Annotated in this window: 14 protein-coding genes and 1 pseudogene; 11 read left to right on the forward strand and 4 right to left on the reverse strand. The window is 37.6% G+C overall.

Annotation, left to right across the window (positions count from 1 at the left end; translation table 11 throughout):
- Positions 1-205: 205 nt before the first annotated feature.
- Complete coding sequence (gene yihA / locus DK880_RS03535) at positions 206-796, reverse strand: ribosome biogenesis GTP-binding protein YihA/YsxC (RefSeq protein WP_109997430.1); 591 nt, start codon at positions 794-796, stop codon at positions 206-208.
- A gap of 431 nt (positions 797-1,227) precedes the next feature.
- On the opposite strand from yihA, the gene DK880_RS03540 reads away from it, so the two are divergent.
- The 11 genes from DK880_RS03540 (at position 1,228) to DK880_RS03595 (ending at position 12,657) form a co-directional block, all read left to right on the forward strand.
- Positions 1,228-2,475 (forward strand): hypothetical protein, encoded by a 1,248-nt coding sequence (locus tag DK880_RS03540; protein ID WP_109997431.1) that lies wholly within the window; start codon positions 1,228-1,230, stop codon positions 2,473-2,475.
- A 177-nt stretch (positions 2,476-2,652) separates the two neighbouring features.
- Positions 2,653-3,768 carry a hypothetical protein gene (locus DK880_RS03545; RefSeq protein ID WP_162534171.1) on the forward strand — a complete coding sequence of 372 codons (1,116 nt, stop codon included), beginning with the start codon at positions 2,653-2,655 and terminating at the stop codon, positions 3,766-3,768.
- 134 nt (positions 3,769-3,902) lie between these two features.
- A complete protein-coding gene (locus DK880_RS03550) occupies positions 3,903-5,114 on the forward strand; it encodes a hypothetical protein (protein ID WP_162534172.1) in 1,212 nt (403 codons plus the stop codon).
- Positions 5,115-5,249: 135 nt separating this feature from the next.
- Positions 5,250-6,377: a hypothetical protein gene (locus tag DK880_RS03555; RefSeq protein WP_162534173.1), complete on the forward strand. Its 1,128-nt coding sequence runs from the start codon at positions 5,250-5,252 to the stop codon at positions 6,375-6,377.
- A gap of 329 nt (positions 6,378-6,706) precedes the next feature.
- The gene (hisS, locus tag DK880_RS03560) at positions 6,707-8,080 is read left to right on the forward strand and encodes a histidine--tRNA ligase (RefSeq protein WP_109997435.1); all 1,374 of its coding nucleotides are present in this window, start codon (positions 6,707-6,709) and stop codon (positions 8,078-8,080) included.
- Positions 8,081-8,083: 3 nt separating this feature from the next.
- Positions 8,084-8,935: a metal ABC transporter permease gene (locus DK880_RS03565; protein ID WP_109997436.1), complete on the forward strand. Its 852-nt coding sequence runs from the start codon at positions 8,084-8,086 to the stop codon at positions 8,933-8,935.
- Positions 8,936-9,027: 92 nt separating this feature from the next.
- Complete coding sequence (locus tag DK880_RS03570) at positions 9,028-9,369, forward strand: DUF3127 domain-containing protein (RefSeq protein ID WP_109997437.1); 342 nt, start codon at positions 9,028-9,030, stop codon at positions 9,367-9,369.
- Positions 9,370-9,913: 544 nt separating this feature from the next.
- Positions 9,914-10,120 (forward strand): hypothetical protein, encoded by a 207-nt coding sequence (locus DK880_RS03575; protein WP_204082253.1) that lies wholly within the window; start codon positions 9,914-9,916, stop codon positions 10,118-10,120.
- A gap of 215 nt (positions 10,121-10,335) precedes the next feature.
- Entirely contained in the window at positions 10,336-10,719 is a 384-nt protein-coding gene (locus DK880_RS03580; RefSeq protein ID WP_109997439.1) for a hypothetical protein, read from the forward strand.
- Between the two features lie 853 nt (positions 10,720-11,572).
- The gene (locus DK880_RS03590; protein ID WP_162534175.1) at positions 11,573-12,151 is read left to right on the forward strand and encodes a GNAT family N-acetyltransferase; all 579 of its coding nucleotides are present in this window, start codon (positions 11,573-11,575) and stop codon (positions 12,149-12,151) included.
- Positions 12,152-12,219: 68 nt separating this feature from the next.
- Positions 12,220-12,657, forward strand: coding sequence for an NUDIX domain-containing protein (locus DK880_RS03595; RefSeq protein ID WP_109997442.1), 438 nt, complete (start codon positions 12,220-12,222; stop codon positions 12,655-12,657).
- 270 nt (positions 12,658-12,927) lie between these two features.
- Here the strand turns inward: DK880_RS03595 and DK880_RS03600 are convergent, their stop codons facing one another.
- The 3 genes and pseudogenes from DK880_RS03600 to DK880_RS05695 all read right to left on the reverse strand — a co-directional run.
- Entirely contained in the window at positions 12,928-16,479 is a 3,552-nt protein-coding gene (locus DK880_RS03600) for a sodium:solute symporter family protein (RefSeq protein ID WP_109997443.1), read from the reverse strand.
- Positions 16,480-16,900: 421 nt separating this feature from the next.
- The gene (locus DK880_RS03605) at positions 16,901-17,986 is read right to left on the reverse strand and encodes a hypothetical protein (protein WP_162534176.1); all 1,086 of its coding nucleotides are present in this window, start codon (positions 17,984-17,986) and stop codon (positions 16,901-16,903) included.
- A 347-nt stretch (positions 17,987-18,333) separates the two neighbouring features.
- Positions 18,334-18,516, reverse strand: a pseudogene (locus DK880_RS05695) (transposase); the annotation flags it as partial.
- Between the last annotated feature and the right edge of the window lie 936 nt (positions 18,517-19,452).

The raw sequence follows: 19,452 nt of genomic DNA on the forward strand, positions 1-19,452 counted from the left end.
TCATCTTTTTCTCTGTTTATACCCCTATTATATATTTTTACATCATATATTACCTGTACAACCTCTTTACTGTAAGCGTTATCTCTCTGTAAGCTTACATAAAGTGTATCGCATGTATAGTACTTTATAAATAACAATCCCAATTGTAAACCGATAGAGCCTCTTGCTTGCACTGTTTGGATGGTTTGCCATGCAATGGGATGTGTTAGCTGGTAATTGCTTGCATGTAGGTACGTACATTATCTAATCCCAACTGATCATGTGCAGAAACAAAAAAAATAGGCGGAAGGGTTGCCCATTCTTGTGCCAAGGTATGTAGGAAAATTTGATGGTTTTTGTGCACAATAGATTTGTTTTTTTTATCTGATTTTGTGAGTATAATAGAAAATGGAATATGATTTAGGCCTAACCAGCGCATACAAGTAAGATCAATAGGTTGCGGTGTAAGCTTAGCATCTATTAGTAGAAAAGTAGATAGCAGTTGGGTTCTATGCAAAAGATAGGCAGCTATCATTTTTTTCCATTTTGTTTGGGTAGTATGGCTTACCGCTGCCCATCCATAGCCAGGTAAATCTACAAGGTGAAATTGGTTATTTACCAGATAATGGTTGATACAACCTGTTTTCCCAGCTGTTTTGGATACTTTAGCTAACTGTTTTCGGTTTAAAAGTGCATTAATCAGGGAAGATTTTCCCACATTAGATCGACCCATAAAGGCTATCTCTGGCTTATGGTCTTGGGGGCATTGCTGGTAATGGATACTACTAGAGACAAATTGAATAGTATGGATTTTCATAGGGTATAGGGGATATAGGACATAACATGGAAATATACGCAAACGACTTTAATAAATAGAATTGTAAAGAAAAAAAGCAAGTCCATATATGCTAGTATAAAAACATATAACTATTTGAGTACAAGCAAACGTACGTCTCCTGCGCTAGTAGGCGTTGGGAACGCCTATTTAGTATAAGCTTAATTTTAATTTATTTTGGCCTTTTAAGTTATATATTTTAAATACTTCTGTTTTACATGTTAAAATGCAAATAAATAATTTGCATTTGGTAATAGAATTAAATATACTAATCATATAGTTTCATACTGTTTGTATGTTATACCTGGCTATGTTTTTAGCATTTGCTATTTCATAAGCTATTTTAGCCTAGGATTTGGGCCTTGGTAGGTCCGCTATAATAATTTTTTTATTCATTTAATATAATTACTAAAATGAAAATGAGGCGAGTCAGTATCCATTTGTCTATACTGAGAAGGTATGCCATGCGATCTTTTCAAACCACAGCAATAAGTGTTGTTTTGCTTGCTTTATGGAGCTGTCATCGGCATAATGCAAGCATGGGGGCAGCTATTCCTCTATTGCAAATGGATTCAAACAGAAAGGAAGTGGGAAAGTTAAATTCCACAATAGGCAATCAGCCAATAGTGGAGGAAGTAAATATAGAATATAAGTTAGCAAAAGATTTAGGAGGCATAGTAGATTTAATGGCATTGCTTCCAGAAGCAAGAACACCATGGGAAAACAGGCTTAGAATTGGTGCAGCAGTTGGTACAGGATTAGCCGCAATAGGTACAACAGCAGCTATGGCTTATTATATCTATTCATGGTATGTACAGGAAAGCCAAACGGATAAACAAACTGATAACCCACAAGCATGCTTTGATCGGGTTCACCATGCTATAGAGGCGTATAAAGATTTGTATGGGTCTTATGTTAAAAAACAAAGAGGGCTTCTATATTATGCCACAAGCGATGCCGATACACGAACAGCTATGTTAGGAATGGTGGAACGTTCTTTTACAGAATGTTCGCGCCATGAAGTGGAATTATCAAGATGCCTCTCTACTGCTGTTCCTGGTACGTCCTATGTGCATGACGCAAGCTGGATTACAGGGCTATATGGTTTCTCTGCTGCATTTGGTGCAGCAGCGCTAGGTTGTTTTGCAGGAAAAGAATTTTTTGGCAGGTCTAGCGTGGAGAATCAGCAGAATCGTGAACTAATGGCGTTGAAAAAGCGTACGTTAGAAGCATATGGGCAGATAGAGAAGGCATTAGGGGAACGTGCACGTGCTAGAGCTACAGATCTATTGCATGCTAAAGCGAGGGCGGACCTAAAAAAGTTCTTTGCTAAGGCATCGGAAGTCTTATGCTATTTGGTAGAGCGTAAACAAGATTTGCTATTTGCCAAATTAGAAAACCCAATACGTCATTTAGCAAAATACTGTCAAGAACACGCAGCATCCATGCCAGAAAATCAATCCTATTATGAAGTTTTAAAGGTATGTAGTTCCCATATGAATAAAGTATGGAATAGGATAACCCCTGAAAAATCTAATACAGATATAGGCATGAATGATCTGCGTTTTCATAGAGAGACTGGTGACAATGCAAGCTTGGCTTCCACTTCTCGTATGGAGTCTGATTGCAATGATGCCGTAGTTGATAGTGCTAATGTTTAGCATACACCAAAAGTGCTTATCCTTTTAAGATAAGAAATATCTATGGGGAAGTTGTGTACAAGCAAAGGGAAGCTATGTACCCTAATGTGTTTATACAATCAGTTGTATAGGCTATTTTTATATTATTCTTAAATGTAAATAGTGATGGTAAAAAAGATTATAAAAATGTGGAGGTGTGTGCTATCTTATTTTTTGGTAGCGGTAGCTATCAGCTGTGGCAAACATGATGGCCAATTAGGCATACAATCTAGGGAAAAAGCAGCGTTAAAAGTGACGGTAACAGCAAAAAATACAGCAGAGGAATCATCCAATCGATTAAATAAGAAAAAGAGGAAAAAGAAGGAAATTCAATTGAGCGATGTATTGTGGGATAGGTGGATTAGATTTTGCAGGTTTTTTTTCCCTATACTTCTCCTTCAATCTGCAGCTTCAGCGGGAGCACAAGTGGGAGAGCGATGTTGTCCTATAACTTGTGGTCTATTTGAGCCAGCTGTTACGTCTGGATATGGAGAACCTGGAAATGAAAGAACAGTTACGATCCCCTTTACATTGCCAGCAGGTGGTAATTTAAACGAAAGTTACGTTAAGTCGCTCTTATCTGATTTCCGTACTACGCTTAGTAAGGTTGATGTTTGGTCGTATCCAGAAGAGGTGCGCAAAGAAGCGTGTCACATATTTGCGGATCTAGACGTAGATATAACGTCTTCTACTCTTAATAGTACAGATAATAGTATAAAATGTGTTGAATATTTAGATCGGGTAAATGGGCTTTCCAGCCTGATAGATGACATTCTCTCAAGCGAGAAGCCGTGGGACATTCATTGGGAGCGATTAGAGAACTATCGCCGAAAAACAAAAGGTTGTAGAACAAAATTTTCGAGGAGGGGTGCAAATGGGACTGTATATTACTTCCATGCGGATGCTACCTTGGTGGAAAAGTCTGGTGATAATGGTGTGTGGAATTTCCATACATGGGGCGAAAAACAATATAAATCGGCTGATATTTCCGGTGAAAATCGTGCTATTCGAATAGAGGATAGTATGCATTATTATAGTCCACAAAGTAAATTTCGTGAAATAATAAAAAAACATGAAAATAATCCATTAAGGTTCATCAAGGAATGCCAAAAACAAGGAGGAGTCTTCTTAAAGAATCCGAACCTTGAAGGATTCTGTGAGGAAAATCCACACTTCGGCGCGCATCTGGTAAGCGTAGGTGGGGAGTTTTTATATGTAGCGGACTATGAGAAAGCGAGGCAAAGGTTTCGCGATTACCTTGATAGGTTGCTTTAAGCTAGTGGAAAAATGGATTTTTGTAGGTATTGGTCAGGCGTGTAGTTGGTACAATGGAATGTATTTGAAGTTGTGTTTCCTTTTTAATGGGCTTTAGGGAGTGTGTGTGCATATAAATAGTAATGATGAAAAAGATGATAAAGATGTGGAGATCTGTGCTATCTTGTTTTTTAGTAGCGATAGCTATCAGCTGTGGTAAACATAGTGGCCAATTAGGCATACAATCTAGGGAAAAAACAGCGTTGCAAATAGCGGCAGCAGAAAAAAATGCAGCAGCGCAACCATCCAAGCGATCAAAGCGAAAAAAACAATCGAGAAGTCCGTCGTGGACTAAGTGGGCTTGGACTATGTGGGCTAAATTTTATCGGTCTTTTATGCCTATATATTTCTTTTTATCTTTATTACAAGTAGGGCAAGCAGCATCTGCATATAATCCTATGTCTTGTGCTTTATTTCAGCCTGTATCTGTTGTGCCTGAAACAGCTACCTTATTGATTCCATTTCCATTAAATCTTCCTTTTAATGAAAGTAATGCTAGATTGCTCTTGTATGATTCCCTTAATAGTATTGAGGATTCGTTGCATCCAGAGGAGGTACGCAGAGGTGCGTGTCATTTATTTGCGGATCGAGACGTAGACATAACCGTTTCTGCTAGTAATACTACACTATGTCGTTCCTATCTCACAAAGGTACGTGGTTTTTTTTCCAATACAATAAGGAGTAGCATTACCTCAAGCAAGGGGCTGTGGTCGTTGCATTTTGAGCGCGTAAAGGATTATTTACGAAATTTTAAGCCAGTAAATGGATCCCCTTTTCAAAGAGTTGCTAAGCATAAATATGTAGTTTTTTCGAGCAATTCAAACAGAAGGCTCCCCCACCATCCTGTTCAAAGAGTTGCTAAGCATAAATACGTAGTTTTATCGAGAAATTCAATAAGAAAGATCCCCCACTATCCGCGTACTACCTTAGTGGAGAAGGTGGATGGCGCGTGGTATTTCCATATATGGCGCAAAGACCGGGGAAATGCTCCGCCAGTTTTTAGGAATTTCAATAAAGGGAATACCCGGCAAGGAATAAGGATGGTACATTATTTGAGTCCACAAAGTCAGTTTCATAAAATAATAAAAAAATATGGAAAGGAACCATCAAAATGCATTAATAAACTCCAGGCGCAAGGAGCAGCCATTTTAAGTAATGAAAACCTTGATGCATACTGTGATGATCCTAGTAAAGTAAAGCTAGCCGAGCATTTGATAAGTGTAGGTGGGGAGTTTTTATATGTAGCGGACTATAACAAATCAAGGCAACCGGTTAGTAATTACCTTAAAAAAATGATCGGATTCTAAGCTAGTGAAAAAATGGATTTTTGTAGGTAGTGGTAAGGCGTGTAGCTGGTACAATGGAATGTATTTGAAGTTGCGTTTCCTTTTCTAGTAGGTTTTAGGGAGTGTGTGTGCATATAAATAGTAATGATGAAAAAGATGATAAAGATGTGGAGATCTGTGCTGTCTTATTTTTTAGTAGCGATAGCTATCAGTTGTGGTAAACATAGTGGCCAATTAGGCATACAATCTAGGGAAAAAACAGCGTTGCAAATAGCGGCAGCAGAAAAAAATGCAGCAGCGCAACCATCCAATCGATCAGAGAAGCAAAAGAAGAGAAAAAGGAAAAATCAACCTAAATATACATGGTGGGATAGATGGATTGGATTTTGTAGGTTTCTTTTTCCTATACTTCTCCTTGAATCCTTGTTACAAGGAAAAGCAGCAGGCGCGTATCATGCTACGTCTTGTAAGCTATTTAAGCCTTGGCATGTTACGTCTGGATATGAAGGATCTAGAGATGACAGAACATTTACTATCCCCTTTACATTGCCAGCAGGCAGTAGTTTAAACGAAAATGGAGTTAAGTCGCTCTTATCTGATTTCCGTACTACGCTTGGTAAGGTTGCTGTTTGGTCGTATCCAGAAGAGGTGCGCAAACAAGCATGTCACTTATTTGCGAATCAAAACGTAAACATAACTTCTTCTGCTCATAATACTAAGTCATGTGATTGCTATTTCACAGATGTACATGATTTTTTCTCTAAAACAATAAATAGTATTACCTCAAGTAAGAACCTATGGCCGTTGCATTTTGAGCCCGTAAGGAATTATTATGGGTTCCCTGAAAGAGTTAAGAATAACAAATATGTAGCTAATAGAAGGCGCCTACATCCTGCTACCTCCTTAATAGAGGAAAGGGATGCCAAGTGGTATTTATTTTATGTATGGAGGGAATTCAGAAAAAATAATTCGTCATTTCCCATGAATTTTGTGAAAGAGCATATGCGGCGAGGAGTAAGGACGGAACATTACTATAGTCCACAAAGTAAATTTCTTGAAATAATGGAAAAATATGAAAATGAACCATTAAAACGCATCGAGAAACTTCAGGAGCAAGGAGTAGCTATTTTAATGAGAAATTGGAACCTTGAAGGATACTGTGATGAAAAGCCAAACTTAGCTAAGCATCTGATAAGCATAGGGGGGGAATTTTTATATGTAGCGGACTATGAGAAAGCGAGGAAAATTTTTAGCAAATACCTTAAGGGGTTGCCTTTAAGCTAGTGAAAAAGCTAACTTTTGTAGGTAGTGGGAAGTTGTTCAGCTGGTTAAAATGGAACATATTTGAAGTTATGTTTCCTTTTTAATGGGCTTTATGGAGGGGGGGCACTTATTTAAAAGGGAGGAAAGCAACATTAGAGCAAGGAAAATTACTTTACAAGTAGTATTTTTTTATAGGTGCGTTCTAAAAGAATTCTTGTGAAGAACTACAGAAAGATGTAACTTTAAATGATCTATGAAGTAGGTCAGTGAGGAGGGAGATAATCGGTGGGTAGTGTGGCATATCCCTCTGTCATGGAACACTATTATTTTAGCATGCATGCGCAAAATAGATGGCTATACGATCCACTCTTGTAAAAGGCACACGTGATTACAGTGCAGAAGAAATATACCGGCGTAATCATATACTTTCAGTCGTCCAATCGGTATATGCACTCTATGGCTTTGAGCCATTAGAAACGCCTGCTATAGAAAGCTGGTCTACGCTTGCAGAAAAATATGGAGAGGAGGGGGAACAGTTAATGTTTCATATCCTTAAGTCTGGAGATTTTTTAAAAAATATTTCTTTAGAAGGGGAGGATTATGCCAAAATAAAACCGATTATTAGCGATAAAGGATTGCGTTATGATTTAACCATTCCTTTGGTACGCTATATTGCCATGCATCGGCATCAACTTTGTTTTCCATTTAAGCGTTACCAAATACAGACCGTATGGCGTGCAGATAGACCGCAAAGAGGACGTTATAGAGAGTTTCTACAATGTGATATAGATATTGTAGGCAGTGAAGCTTGCTTGTGTGAGGCAGAAATTTTAAAAATCATTTATGATGTTTTGACAAAATTGCAGCTGCGCAATTTCCATATTAAAATTAACCATAGAGGGATCCTTTCAGCTATAGTATCCAAAGCAGCGCAGTCTACAAAAGAAATTCAATTCTGTACTATTATAGATAAGCTCGCAAAAATTGGATGGGAGCAAGTAGTGCTAGCTTTAAAGCAGGAAGGATTTGCTGCTGAGATCATTTCCTTACTTGATGGATTGGTCCATTTTAAGGGAAGCGATGAACAGCTTTTAGAACAGCTGCAAACAGCTGTTGGTTCAATAGATAAGGGGGCAATGGCATTGAACCTATTGACCCAAACGCTAACCCAAGCCCATCATTTAGGACTTCCAGCTGAGATCTGCCATATAGATCCTACTTTAGCAAGAGGATTGGCCTACTATACAGGAATGGTTATGGAAGTAATGGTAGCGGACAGTAGCTTGGGTAGCTTGGGGGGAGGAGGGCGGTATGATCAGCTGGGGGCTTGTTTTGGCTTAGATGCCTTGTCTGGTGTAGGTTTTTCTTTTGGGATCAATAGATTGTATGCTATTATGGAGGAGCAGCAGCTTTTTCAATCGACAGCTGGCTATACAACAGAGATTTTATTGGTTAATATGGAAACAACTGCCACCAAACGGCTGCTGCAAATGGCCAATCAGCTGCGTATACATGGGTTGAGCACAGAGTTATATCCGCAATGTATTAAACTCCAAAAGCAATTAGCATATGCCCATAAAAAAAAGATTCCCTTTGTAATCCTGTTAGGGGAGCAAGAGCTTGCTACGGATAGCTATACGCTTAAAAATATGCAAACAGGTCTGCAAATGAATTATAACTGGCCTGATCTTATGCAGGTCTTACAAAAAACATTACGAGCATAGTCTATGATAACGGCAGATGCATTTTGGACTATTTTAGTTGCTACGCTGGCTAGTATCAATTGTTCTTTGGTTGGAACTTATTTGATATTGAGGAAAGTAGCTATGGTTGGGGATGCCATTGCCCACGCAACCCTTCCCGGCATCGTAATCGCGTTGCTTGTAACAGGATCTAAGCATTCCTCTATATTGGTTGTAGGGGCTGGTATGACAGGATTACTGGTTACTTTTCTTATAGCTTTTTTAGAAAAAAAAGTAAAGGTACAAGCAGATGCAGCGATAGGTATCAATTTTACTTTTCTTTTTGCGTTGGGTGTTATTTTGTTTTCCTTTTTTAGTAGAAAAATAGATTTAGATCCAGAATGTAGCCTTTATGGAGAATTGGCTACGGTTCCATTAGATGTCTATCGTACGGCTACTGGTATTAGTTTAGGTCCTAAGGCATTTTACACTGTATGCATAGCCTTATTGATTAATTTGTTTTTTTTACTAATTGGTTATAAGCAACTCTTTGTGAGTACTTTCGATCCACAATTTGCCCAAAGTATTGGAATACGTACGACTAGTTGGCATTACTTGCTTATGGCTATTACTGCATTAACTACTGTTGCGACATTTGAAATAGCAGGGGCTATTTTAGTAGTAGCGCTGTTAATTGTTCCACCTACCACTATTTATTTGGTTACCAAATGCTTCAAGCATTTGTTAGTCTGTTCCATACTTTTTGCTATGCTCATGTCTATTGGTGGCTATTATCTTAGTTGTCTTTTTAACAGTTCTATGGCAGCCGCGATGGTCACTGTAGGGGGATGCTTGTTTTTAGTTGTTTATCTATTTGTTAGATTTAAAAATAGGTAGGATGATGGTAAAGTAGAATAAATAGAGGGGGACTTTTGTATAATAGAGCGTGGTTATTTTTGTTTGAATTTTTTATATAATGCTGTTTCACAATGAATATTACTGGGAGATTAGTTGAAATAAATGCTGTACAGCAGCTGTCTGATACCTTTAAAAAGCGTACATTTGTCATAGAGTATACGGAGAATCCTCAATATCCGGAGTATATTTCTTTTGAGTTGGTTCAGGACAGATGCGAGCTATTAGATGGATTTAGTGAGGGGGAAGAGGTGGTTGTCCATTTTAATTTACGTGGTAGGAAATGGTCAAATCCAGAGGGTATTGTAAGATATTTTAATACACTACAGGCATGGCGTTTAGAAAAAGGCAGTAGATTAGATGATGTGGCTACTACCCCTACCTCGTTTGATGTAGCAGATGATCTTCCTTTTTAGCAAGGCAGGCAGCCTGTATGGCCCTTCCCTTTGTAGGGTAGGATTTTTATACTATTTGTTTTGTGCAGATAATGTCTTATCCTGGGAAGGTTTTCCTTATGGGGTGCTTACTTCTTTAGAGGGGTAATGCCTTTACAGGTATAAAGCCCATGGTTTTACTGGAATAATTGGTTGAGAGGGAAGAGACGGGTAGCTTTGTAGCTCAAGTTGCCTGTGTAATTTATAATAAAAAGGCTACACAAGCTATGTATTATTTATTTTGTATCCAAACAAGGGCTAACCCATAAAACAGTTGATGCTTTAGAAAATTTCAGTGCATTATTCCATTTTAGGGAATGCACTTTGTTGTACTTTATTTACAGGATCTCCTAACTATAGGAGACCTCTTGTAAATCGTTATGACCTTACTAGATTAACATGTATACAACATTCAAATTTACAGAAAAGCATAGTGAACCCAAATCCACTCACACAGCCAAGAAGCCTTAAAACCACCAGAAAGAGAGGTAAAATCCTTACATCTGCCAGCAGGAGGAGAGGGTGCGTGCACCAGCGCCAGCCAACCAGTCACCAACAACAGCTAATCAATGAGTCAGGACAATTATCAGCAGCAGAAAGAAAAGTAAAACAAGCACAAGAAGGAGCAAGGGATTTTTCTTGTAGGCACAGATTCTGTTTCTGGCTCTTGCTCTTGCTCTTGCAGCTTCAGGTGAAGGAAATGAGCAAGAAGGGGGATTGTATTCTATTATAATGGAATCAGTAGGTTGGCTTTGCGCTTATAAGGAACCGTGGTAAGAAACTATTGTACTTTTTCTTGGCATAGCATTAATTTAGTTGGAGTATAGGGAATAAATTTTTACTTTCTTATAATAGTTATAAGCGTTCCTTAGAAAACCTAGGTAACTAGTAAATAAAGGAGGTTATAAGCTGTAAATTGTTGTAACACTTAACTAATAAATAAATTACATGCAACGTTCAAATTTAAAAAGGAATATACTGCCTTTATGGCTTCTTTCTACACTAGTGCTAGCATCGAATTGTGGTAAGAAGCACACTCCCATTAGCAGCAATGAGGTAGCAGTTGCAACCAAACCAAAGCCACTCGCACAGCCATTACCAGCAGCAACAGCCTTAAAATTACCAGAAGAAGGAGTGAACGTACCAGTAACAGCAGCTGTTCAGCCGACAAAAGAACAACAGCAGCAGACAGTCAGCAGCATCCAACCAGTTAGCAACAACAGCAGTAACAGTCAGCAACAATCGGAAGTAGAAAAAGACCCAATATCAATAACAGAAATGAAAAATTTCTTGTCTTGGTTCTCTACCTTTTTTGATGATTCAGCTTGTTAGTCAACAGCAGCAGTAATAGTCAGCAGTCGGAAGAAAGCGTAGACAATTTTCTTTTCAGTAGTTACATAAGACTATCACGCTAGGACGGATGATATAGCAAATTGCTTATTCCCTTGACTTTTTCATGGCAGAAAAATCGTACAGAAATCTATGGTAGTGCTTTAAACTAGATGAAAAGATATCTATGGTATTGTTTAAAGTGCTAAATGCCATAGGCTACAAAATTATTTTATTTAATTCAAGTGTTTATGGCTTTAGGGTGTACATGTTGGCATGTATAAGCAGCCTATTTGTAAAAGGAGATAAGGGGTTATTGATACTTTTTGTGTTCTTGTTTAGGGTAAAAAATATATGGTATTCCCATTCATTCTTATAGCTATCCACCCTTAGTAGTGTTTTATTGGAAGTGGCTTATAATTGTTATACCCTTCAAATTAATATATTTTGTCCAGCTAACTAGAATGTATTGCGTTGGATGCGGTAATTAATTTTCGTACTATTTTTCTTTCAGATAGAGGAGTGAGCAGTTTTTTAGTTTTTGTTAGCCGTTTATGGGATTTAGCCTTGCTCAAGGCAGTGTATAACTAATGATCAATAAGTTATAAACAGATTGGCATTGGTAAATAAATGCGCTATTGCAGGAAATAGGGTGGTAATAATGGGAATCCCATTTTAGCCTGTATAGCAAAAAGCATAGGCTTTTTTTGTTTTTTTATTATACTTCCGCAGTATAATTTTTTATTTCTACCTTATAGAATAAGGTCACTTTTCTATAAGAATGTAAAATATATCTATTTCATAAATAAAAATAAATAGATGTATTTTAGTTTTAGCCAGTCCATCTAGGATGAACATGCAAACAAGTCTAAGTAAAACTTTATCAGCAGTTCCTAAATCAGTAAAGTTGACGCCTGATTTGGTTATCAAGCAATTGGATGAATCTCATACAAAGGAATTGTTCTCTTTGACGGATAGAAATAGATCCTATTTGAAAAAATGGTTGCCTTGGTTAAATTCCTGTACTAGGGAAAGCGATACGTTACATTTTATTATTAGCACAAAAGATGCGCTTTCTCAACATACTGGACTTACATTTGGTATATTTTATAAATGCAGCATAGCTGGATCAATAAGTTTTAATCAGATTAACTGGTCGGATGGAAGGGCTGATATTGGTTATTGGATTGGAGAAGCGTTTCAAGGCAGCGGTCTGGTTACATTGGCTTGTTCCAAGCTTATCGATATTGGTTTCAAACAATTTGATTTAAAAAAAATATCTATTAGCTGTGCATTAGAAAATACTAGAAGTAAAAATATACCTATGCGATTGGGTTTTAAAAAAACCGAAATTGTGCCTAAAAAGGAAAATCTTTACGGAAGTTATGTAGATTGTATCGTTTATACCATGCACAAAGATGAATGGACTTGCTGAAAGCAAAAATTAACCGACCGTTCCTCCCATCTGGTTGAAATTATAGATGCCCTAATAAAGAACCTACCATGCAGCATTTTACCTTAGCAATAGCAGTTAGAGCATTGATAGTGCAAAATAAACAAATATTATTGGTTAGTAATGATAATAATATTTGGTATACACCTGGAGGGAAGTTAAAGCCAGGCGAAACGCTTCCCGCGTGTGCCATAAGAGAAGTAAAAGAAGAAACAGGTATAACCATTAAGCCAAAGCAGCTTGCCTTTGTGCTGGATTTCTTTGATAGCAAGGATAGTGTTCATAAAGTTGAGTTGTATTTCTCTGCTGAAATGCAAGGAAATGAGATCCCTAGCAATTGGTCAGATCAAGATGGGCCAGTTCGGTTTGTCCATTTTTTTGACAGGGAAACCTTGGAAAAGATAACTGTTGTACCAGCTTTTTTAAGAGAATGCTTCCATACGGATGCTGCTATTTACCGAGGATCGGAAAAGAGAGATCTGTTTTAAACTTGCCTACAGTCATCCCCCTAGCAAGCACGCAATAATCTACTGCTTGTATACAGTAAACGCAAACGCTCCTTTGCAGCAGCCTTTCCAACAAATTTTAGCATATTATTTCGCTCAGCCTTGGTTAGATTCACTAAAAGCATACAGAGGGTATAGCAAAACGTCAGCGGAACGAGCGTGCACGAAACCTGGTAGGACTTTTTTGTGGTAAATGTTATCTATAGCGCAGAGGCACGTGCCTTTTGCTTAGGAAACGCGCATTGCCTATTGCTAGCCGATACCGTTAGATAAGATCTTTTCACATATCTGTTTCATTTCTACTGTCCATTCCTTAGCTATCTTATGTTTTTCACCCCATGGGACATAGAACAGCAGTGTTTCTTGGGCGATGCGTTGCTGATCTTTCCATTTACGTATGGATAATGTACGCATATTATGTAACCTATCGGCCAATTTTATTTGCACTACCCGTACATCATCACATTGGTTCAGCCTATTTTTCTTTTCCTCTTTGTCCAGTTTCCAGGGGTATCCATTGGTATTATAATGGGTAACTTGGTCTACCAGTGTAGCCACTTCTGCCCCATACATAAGTTCTACTTGATGAAGCGTAACAGGGGTGTCCTCTACGACATCGTGCAATAGCCCAGCTAGCAATGTTATAGGATTCTTGGTAACTGTTAACAGCAGTTTGGTTACGGCCATAGGATGCGTGTAGTAGGGTTCCCCCGATTGGCGCATGACCAGCCCATGTGCATTTTTAATAAATGCAATAACAGGAATAATTTTTTCTTTAGTTAAGGTAGTGCCATTGGCAAGCAATGCAATCAATTCATTTTCTTGTGCAATACTTTCAGCCGTTTCAGCTTGTTTGTGCGCAGCTAAGTAAACAGGATCGTAGTTTTTAAAGCGCATTACTTTTTGCCCCTCTATAGGTAATACATAGAGCGCCTGTATAGCATCAGCTGTTTCCTGAATCGCTACGTAGCCCCCATGCGCCTCTACCATTTGTCTGCATTCTATTTGGTAAAGGTGCTTGTCAGTTAGCGGAGCAGCCGTTACCCTTGGTTCAGCAATGTTGTAAACAGGTAACGTTTGAGGCAGCTTTGTATCGGTAGTAAAGCAGAAAGCCAATGCAGGCAAGCGCAGCGGATCTGCTGCAGGCGTATCCCTATCGTAATTATACTGTAGCAGGCTATCCGCAATAGTAGCTGTAACCGTATGCTCTACTGTTTGTGCACATTGACTCATTTCCCATAGGTTAAGCATCAAAAAACATTCAAATAGCTCTGGGTCTACCCATAGCTGCGTACGATTTGTTTGTTTGTTTAAGAGTAATTGTATGTCAGTATCTAACGTTCGTATGTGATCGTGTACGGTTAGCAAGCAATCTTCCCATGCGATCCGTTTTATTTTGTTTTGATTCAATTCTATACCATGTCCCAATTGGGCTTTCCATAAGTGTAGTTTTCCAAATTTATGTAGCTTGTTTAAAAAGTTACTAATATTTTTACTCAGTTTTTCTTGCCCATGGGTAGCAAGGTAGCGATAGGGTTCCTCTAATGCATGGCTCATATCCAAAAGTAATTGATTACCATGGGTAGCATCCAGTCTGGACCAGTTGGCTTGGTTGTAAATGGCTTCTAGTGAAATCCTATGCTCATAGGTTCTGGTGAGTTCTATTACCCTAAGTTTGGCAGTTGATTTGTCTCGTAAGTACTTATAAATACTTAGTCCTACTATAATAACCAATCCCAGTGCAGTAGCATAGAGGAACTCTATCACTAAACTAGGCAGATTTAAAGCTGTAATTTCTTTATAAGCAGACCATAATGGATCTGAAGCAGAAACAAAGGGAGGAATGAATTTATGGATAAGCATAGCCAAACAAAGCATAACGCTGCTTACCTCTAGGGAGAGTAAGACAGTAGCAATTCCTAAATGACCTAACCATAATACACAAGCGGTTGGGCTGTAATGCCCCAATTTTACAAATTGTATAGGCGCTATAAAGAGCAGTAGAAATAGTAGGATAGGCCATAGCCAGTGTAAGCGGGTATTACCCCCCTGGCGGTAGGAATGCAAGGCTGGATAGATGGTTACCATAGTTCCGACTGCCATTAAAGCCATGTACCCATATATATAGGGGTAAAGATAGTGCCTTTTCATAAAGCACAATGCTATAATGCTGCTTACAATGATATATATACCCAATAATATAAAAGTACTTCCCCTATTGGGAAAAACATTGCTGCGATACGCTTTTGTAAAGGGCGCTTTAAGCTGCCTCCATCGGTTTAGCCACCATCGTTTGGTTGTTTGGTTTTGCAGATCCCATAGGCTACAATCTTTGATCCCTATCCACCCCGTTCCTGGAAGTTTAGGGAATAAGTAATGTAATAGCAATAAAATACATACACTAGCCATAAGTGCAAAAAATATCTTTTGCCCTAACAGAATCATTGCTGCAAATGGACTTGTGTTTGTACTTTCGTTTCCTTGACCTACCTTACAATAAAAGAAACCCAACGCTATAACCGAATTGATACATGCACCGCATAGGATAACCATTGTGCGGGGTCTAAAGCCCAAGCAGGCCATAATGAAAGGTATAGAGACGGCTGCCCCATAAATAATGCCAACATTAACTATCATATGCATAACATGGGTAGTATGTAATGCCACCACAAGGCTAATTAAGCCAATAAGAATAGAAGCCATACGCACTACTTTAAGGGAGGGTTGTGTGGCGCTATGTTTTTTCGTACGATTGTTTAAGAAAGGCCAGAGATCATTGGAAAATAAAATAGAAGCAGCGTGTAAATTGGAATCAGCCGTAGACATCAATAAGGCAAAAATAACTGTTACAAACAGGCCTCTAACACCTGGAAAGTGGGCAAAATCAATAATATAATAAAATGCATTATACCCCGATTCAATGGTATAGTTGCCAACATGCAACGCTACGGCAAGGCTGAGGAAAAGCAGCGGTATTATAATACGGCTTATAGCTGTTTGGTTGAAAATTTTGATAGCTTGGGTAACGGAAGAAGACATATAAAAGCGTTGCATACGAGCAGGATCAAATGGAATAATAGAGCGCCAAATAAAACAGGCCAATACGCTTACCAATGTATCATCCCATGTACACACCTTGCTTATATTGAACGCTGGCATAGCTGTGAGTTTTTGCCATCCTAAGGTTTCATGCTTGGCATAGAATAGGCAAATAAAAATGAGCAGTGGGAAGCACAATCCGAAAAGCAAAAACTGGTATACATCTGTGAAGGCTACAGATCTGGCACCTCCAAAGGAAGCATATAAAATAACCAATGATACCCACACTATCGTTGCCTGATTTGACCAGGTATGTAGGCTGGGCATTAATTTTTGGGTAATGTTTAAAGCGACCTTAATTTGAGCAGCTAAAATAGCAGTAGCCATCATAATGCCCAGTACTGCTGTAACTATGCGTATGACCGGACCATACAATTCCCCCATAGATTCCGCTATGGAAAGGTGCCCTATAAATTCCTTCATTCTTGAAATTACAAATCTGGAAGCTAGATAAAGATTGAATACACTGTTTAAGTCTAGCAGTAGCGCATAAATGCCTTGTCGGTAATAGGCATCTAATCGTGTATGCAAAATGCCACCATCATAGATGGTGGCTATCATAGAGAGGGTAAGCACTAGGGTAGGCATCTTTCTATTCCCAACTGCATAATCTTGGAAAGTTTTGATGCCCCTGCCATAGTATAGGCCAATGATAAGCGTGATAAGTAAGAATATACCTATAATTAAAAAGTCCATTGATGTCATAACGGTAACTACATTACATGTTTTTTGCTGATAAGTCTTTCAGCTATAATGTAAGAAAAATAGGTACGTTTATGCAAATAATAAGGTCCTATATGGACATATATGATCAAATATTGATTATAATGCCTATACAATAGATAAGGGATCTGTTTGCCTATACCATTCCTTAGTCTTCCTATTTGTATAGCATGGGGGTAAGCTAAAAATGGAGCAGGGAGTTTTTAAGAAGCTATCTATTTATTCCGTTAATTTTCAGTATTATAGAAAAAAATTGATGGAAGTATAATATAAGTTCCATGGGGTAATTGGCGAAAGGAGGCAAAGTAATTTTTTACCTTACTTGTTGGGAAGGGGAAAGTACCTTATAGGGTTATTCCCCATAAGGTACAAAGAGATCTATACGCTAAATGATAAGCTATGGTTATAGATCGGCCGTGGCATGAGAAGTACCAAGATTATGCTCTATTACTTCAAGGCTCTTTTTAGCAAGGTAGTAGTTAATTTTAGCTATTTCCACAATGGCTTTACCGATTATAGGAGCGGTTATTTTGGTTGCTTTCCAAATGCCTTCACCGATTATAGGAACGGTTGTCTTGGTTACTTTCCATAATCCTTGGCCTACTATGGGAGCAGTAACCTTAGCCTGATTCCACAAACCTTGAGCTATATAAACGCTGGCTTCTTTACCTTTATTTATAGCATAGTATGCTAGTTTTGCTGCAATTCCATAAGCTTCCATTCCACTTGATTGAGCAAGCGTAACGCCGTTATGGTAAGCAAAAGCTAACTGACTAGTAAGGCAGTTCTCTTGAGCTACTATTTCCTCTATACCCTGCGTAAAAATAATAGATAAATTGCGTACGTGGCAGATAATTTTGAATAAGTTTGTGAGATGGTTTTTTATGTGCAAGTGAATTTGCATGGAGTTGTCGTCCATAGGCTCACACATTCTATCTGCTATTGTATACATACGGTTTATTACCTTCTCCTCAATCTCATTTATAATAGCTACATAGCGTTTCACCTCTTCAAATCTTTCCTTTTTTATACGTGTAATAGCTGACTTTTCTGTATGTTCTATAGTACGTACATCATTCCTTAAATTAAGTATATTAATAGTGTTACAGTCTTCATTTTCTATTTCCTGAAGATATAGAAGTGTATCTTGTGGTTGGTTTCCTATCTCTGCAATGCCTACTGCCAATAGTGCTGCAAACTTATGTACCTCTTTGGAATCCCCTATGGTTTCATGAAGCATTTCGAACAACTTTTTGGTATAATTCTTTTCTAATAAGGCTAAGGTAACGCTCATCTTATCTAAATCTTTCTTAGACAATTTTTGAAATTGCGCTACTTGTACGCACAGCTCCTTTATATTTGCGATTGTGCCTTGTGCCTTATCTTCTGCTTTTCTTATGATGATATTTTTTGCTCGACTCCTGATTCTTTCTGCTTCTATTCTAGATATGGGGTCATGTGGCGTCCTTCTACTACTTTGACATTCCAAATCATTTATGCTTTTGCTGCACCCAACTAAAGCTACCGAGGCTAAACAAAATGAAATTTCCTTCCAAATTTTACTTAAGTGGCTTCTATTTTTGCTTTTATTGCTATACATACTGTTTATTCATTTTAATACGCTGCCTTCTATTGTTATAGGAAGTTCATTAATTATTGATTTTCTATATAAAAATGTACCCTTAAATATAATAAATCTAATTATATAAATCTAATTATAGTAGTTAAATGTACAGTATCGCTTGATCAGAACCAAATTTACGTTTTTTTATACAAAAAACAAATTATATTATTGCGTGCCCTCATTATTAATATTAACTAGCTTAAGGTCCTTTTTTAATTTATTAAGTTTCCAAGCCAAAACTTAGATCCTTCTTTTTTGCTGATCCATAAACCTAAAATATTCTTTCTACCTGATACATCTATACCTAAAGCATTGTATACCAATTGGTTAATAATGCGCTTATCTTGCCTGACTTTTACTGCAAGGCAATCAAAATACACTATAGCATATACTGATTTAAGCGGATAGCTTTGTTATAAAAACATGTCATCCATCGCATTATCTGTATTACTCATAGTGGCACCTTACAATGCTGCTAATTGCAGCTTACTATCAGATAAGCGCATGTTTTTGGCATAGAAAGATAGAATTTTTTCTAATCCAGGCACTTTATGCTTCTTTTCTGCTTAGGAACGATGATAGGGGGTCCAATGTCCCCGATCTATCCCTTAGAACATCCAGGGATATTTCCCATGATCTATAGTTAAACGCTTGTTATAGCTCCCATTTCTGGAATTATCAGACTGTTTCCTATTATATTTATTATGGCCTAAATGATTTTTTCCATCTCTACTTCTAGGGATTGTTCTACTATGTTTCTGGTTAAAACCTTTAATAGACCATTTTGAGCAAAGAAAGTTAGTCAATAAATCTGCTCCGCTTTGAAGTTTTGGATTAAGAAAATCTTTTTCGTTTGAATGCTGCATAGAATGCATAGAGATATATAATATGTAAGGATATAACAAAAAAATATTATTACATAATCTTTTCAAGACAACATTGTCTACAACTACATTCGTTGTTTAGGTTAATAGTTATTTTTTTCTTCTTACATTCTAAAATTATAGGAAAACGTATTTACACACTGCCAACACGCCCTCTTAGTAGATAAAGAAAAAGGTTCTATTTGTATAAAGGCTTTGGTATGGTATAGCGATGCTAAGTTACCCCTTTACACTACCTTTCATATCATTTTGATGCACTCTTCCTACTTCAGGCATAAGGTTAACATATGTTTCTTATGTTTCCTATAGCTGTTCCATTATTATAATAGCATTATTATTTGTGTACTATCTAAATAATGATTATGTATCAAAGTTCTACAAACAATTTTAATACATAAATACAAAGTACTTGGTTTTATAGCTTTGTATACTTATACTTACCCATGG

The sequence above is a fragment of the Candidatus Cardinium hertigii genome (assembly GCF_003176915.1).
GTDB classification, from domain to species: Bacteria; Bacteroidota; Bacteroidia; order Cytophagales; family Amoebophilaceae; genus Cardinium; species Cardinium hertigii_A.

What these genes read in the sequence shown, in the direction of transcription:
- yihA (WP_109997430.1), bottom strand. Translation starts at nt 796, where the DNA reads ATGAAAATCCATACTATTCAATTTGTCTCTAGTAGTATCCATTACCAG.
- DK880_RS03540 (WP_109997431.1), top strand. Translation starts at nt 1,228, where the DNA reads ATGAAAATGAGGCGAGTCAGTATCCATTTGTCTATACTGAGAAGGTAT.
- DK880_RS03550 (WP_162534172.1), top strand. Translation starts at nt 3,903, where the DNA reads ATGATAAAGATGTGGAGATCTGTGCTATCTTGTTTTTTAGTAGCGATA.
- DK880_RS03555 (WP_162534173.1), top strand. Translation starts at nt 5,250, where the DNA reads ATGATAAAGATGTGGAGATCTGTGCTGTCTTATTTTTTAGTAGCGATA.
- hisS (WP_109997435.1), top strand. Translation starts at nt 6,707, where the DNA reads ATGGCTATACGATCCACTCTTGTAAAAGGCACACGTGATTACAGTGCA.
- DK880_RS03565 (WP_109997436.1), top strand. Translation starts at nt 8,084, where the DNA reads ATGATAACGGCAGATGCATTTTGGACTATTTTAGTTGCTACGCTGGCT.
- DK880_RS03570 (WP_109997437.1), top strand. Translation starts at nt 9,028, where the DNA reads ATGAATATTACTGGGAGATTAGTTGAAATAAATGCTGTACAGCAGCTG.
- DK880_RS03580 (WP_109997439.1), top strand. Translation starts at nt 10,336, where the DNA reads ATGCAACGTTCAAATTTAAAAAGGAATATACTGCCTTTATGGCTTCTT.
- DK880_RS03590 (WP_162534175.1), top strand. Translation starts at nt 11,573, where the DNA reads ATGCAAACAAGTCTAAGTAAAACTTTATCAGCAGTTCCTAAATCAGTA.
- DK880_RS03595 (WP_109997442.1), top strand. Translation starts at nt 12,220, where the DNA reads ATGCAGCATTTTACCTTAGCAATAGCAGTTAGAGCATTGATAGTGCAA.
- DK880_RS03600 (WP_109997443.1), bottom strand. Translation starts at nt 16,479, where the DNA reads ATGACATCAATGGACTTTTTAATTATAGGTATATTCTTACTTATCACG.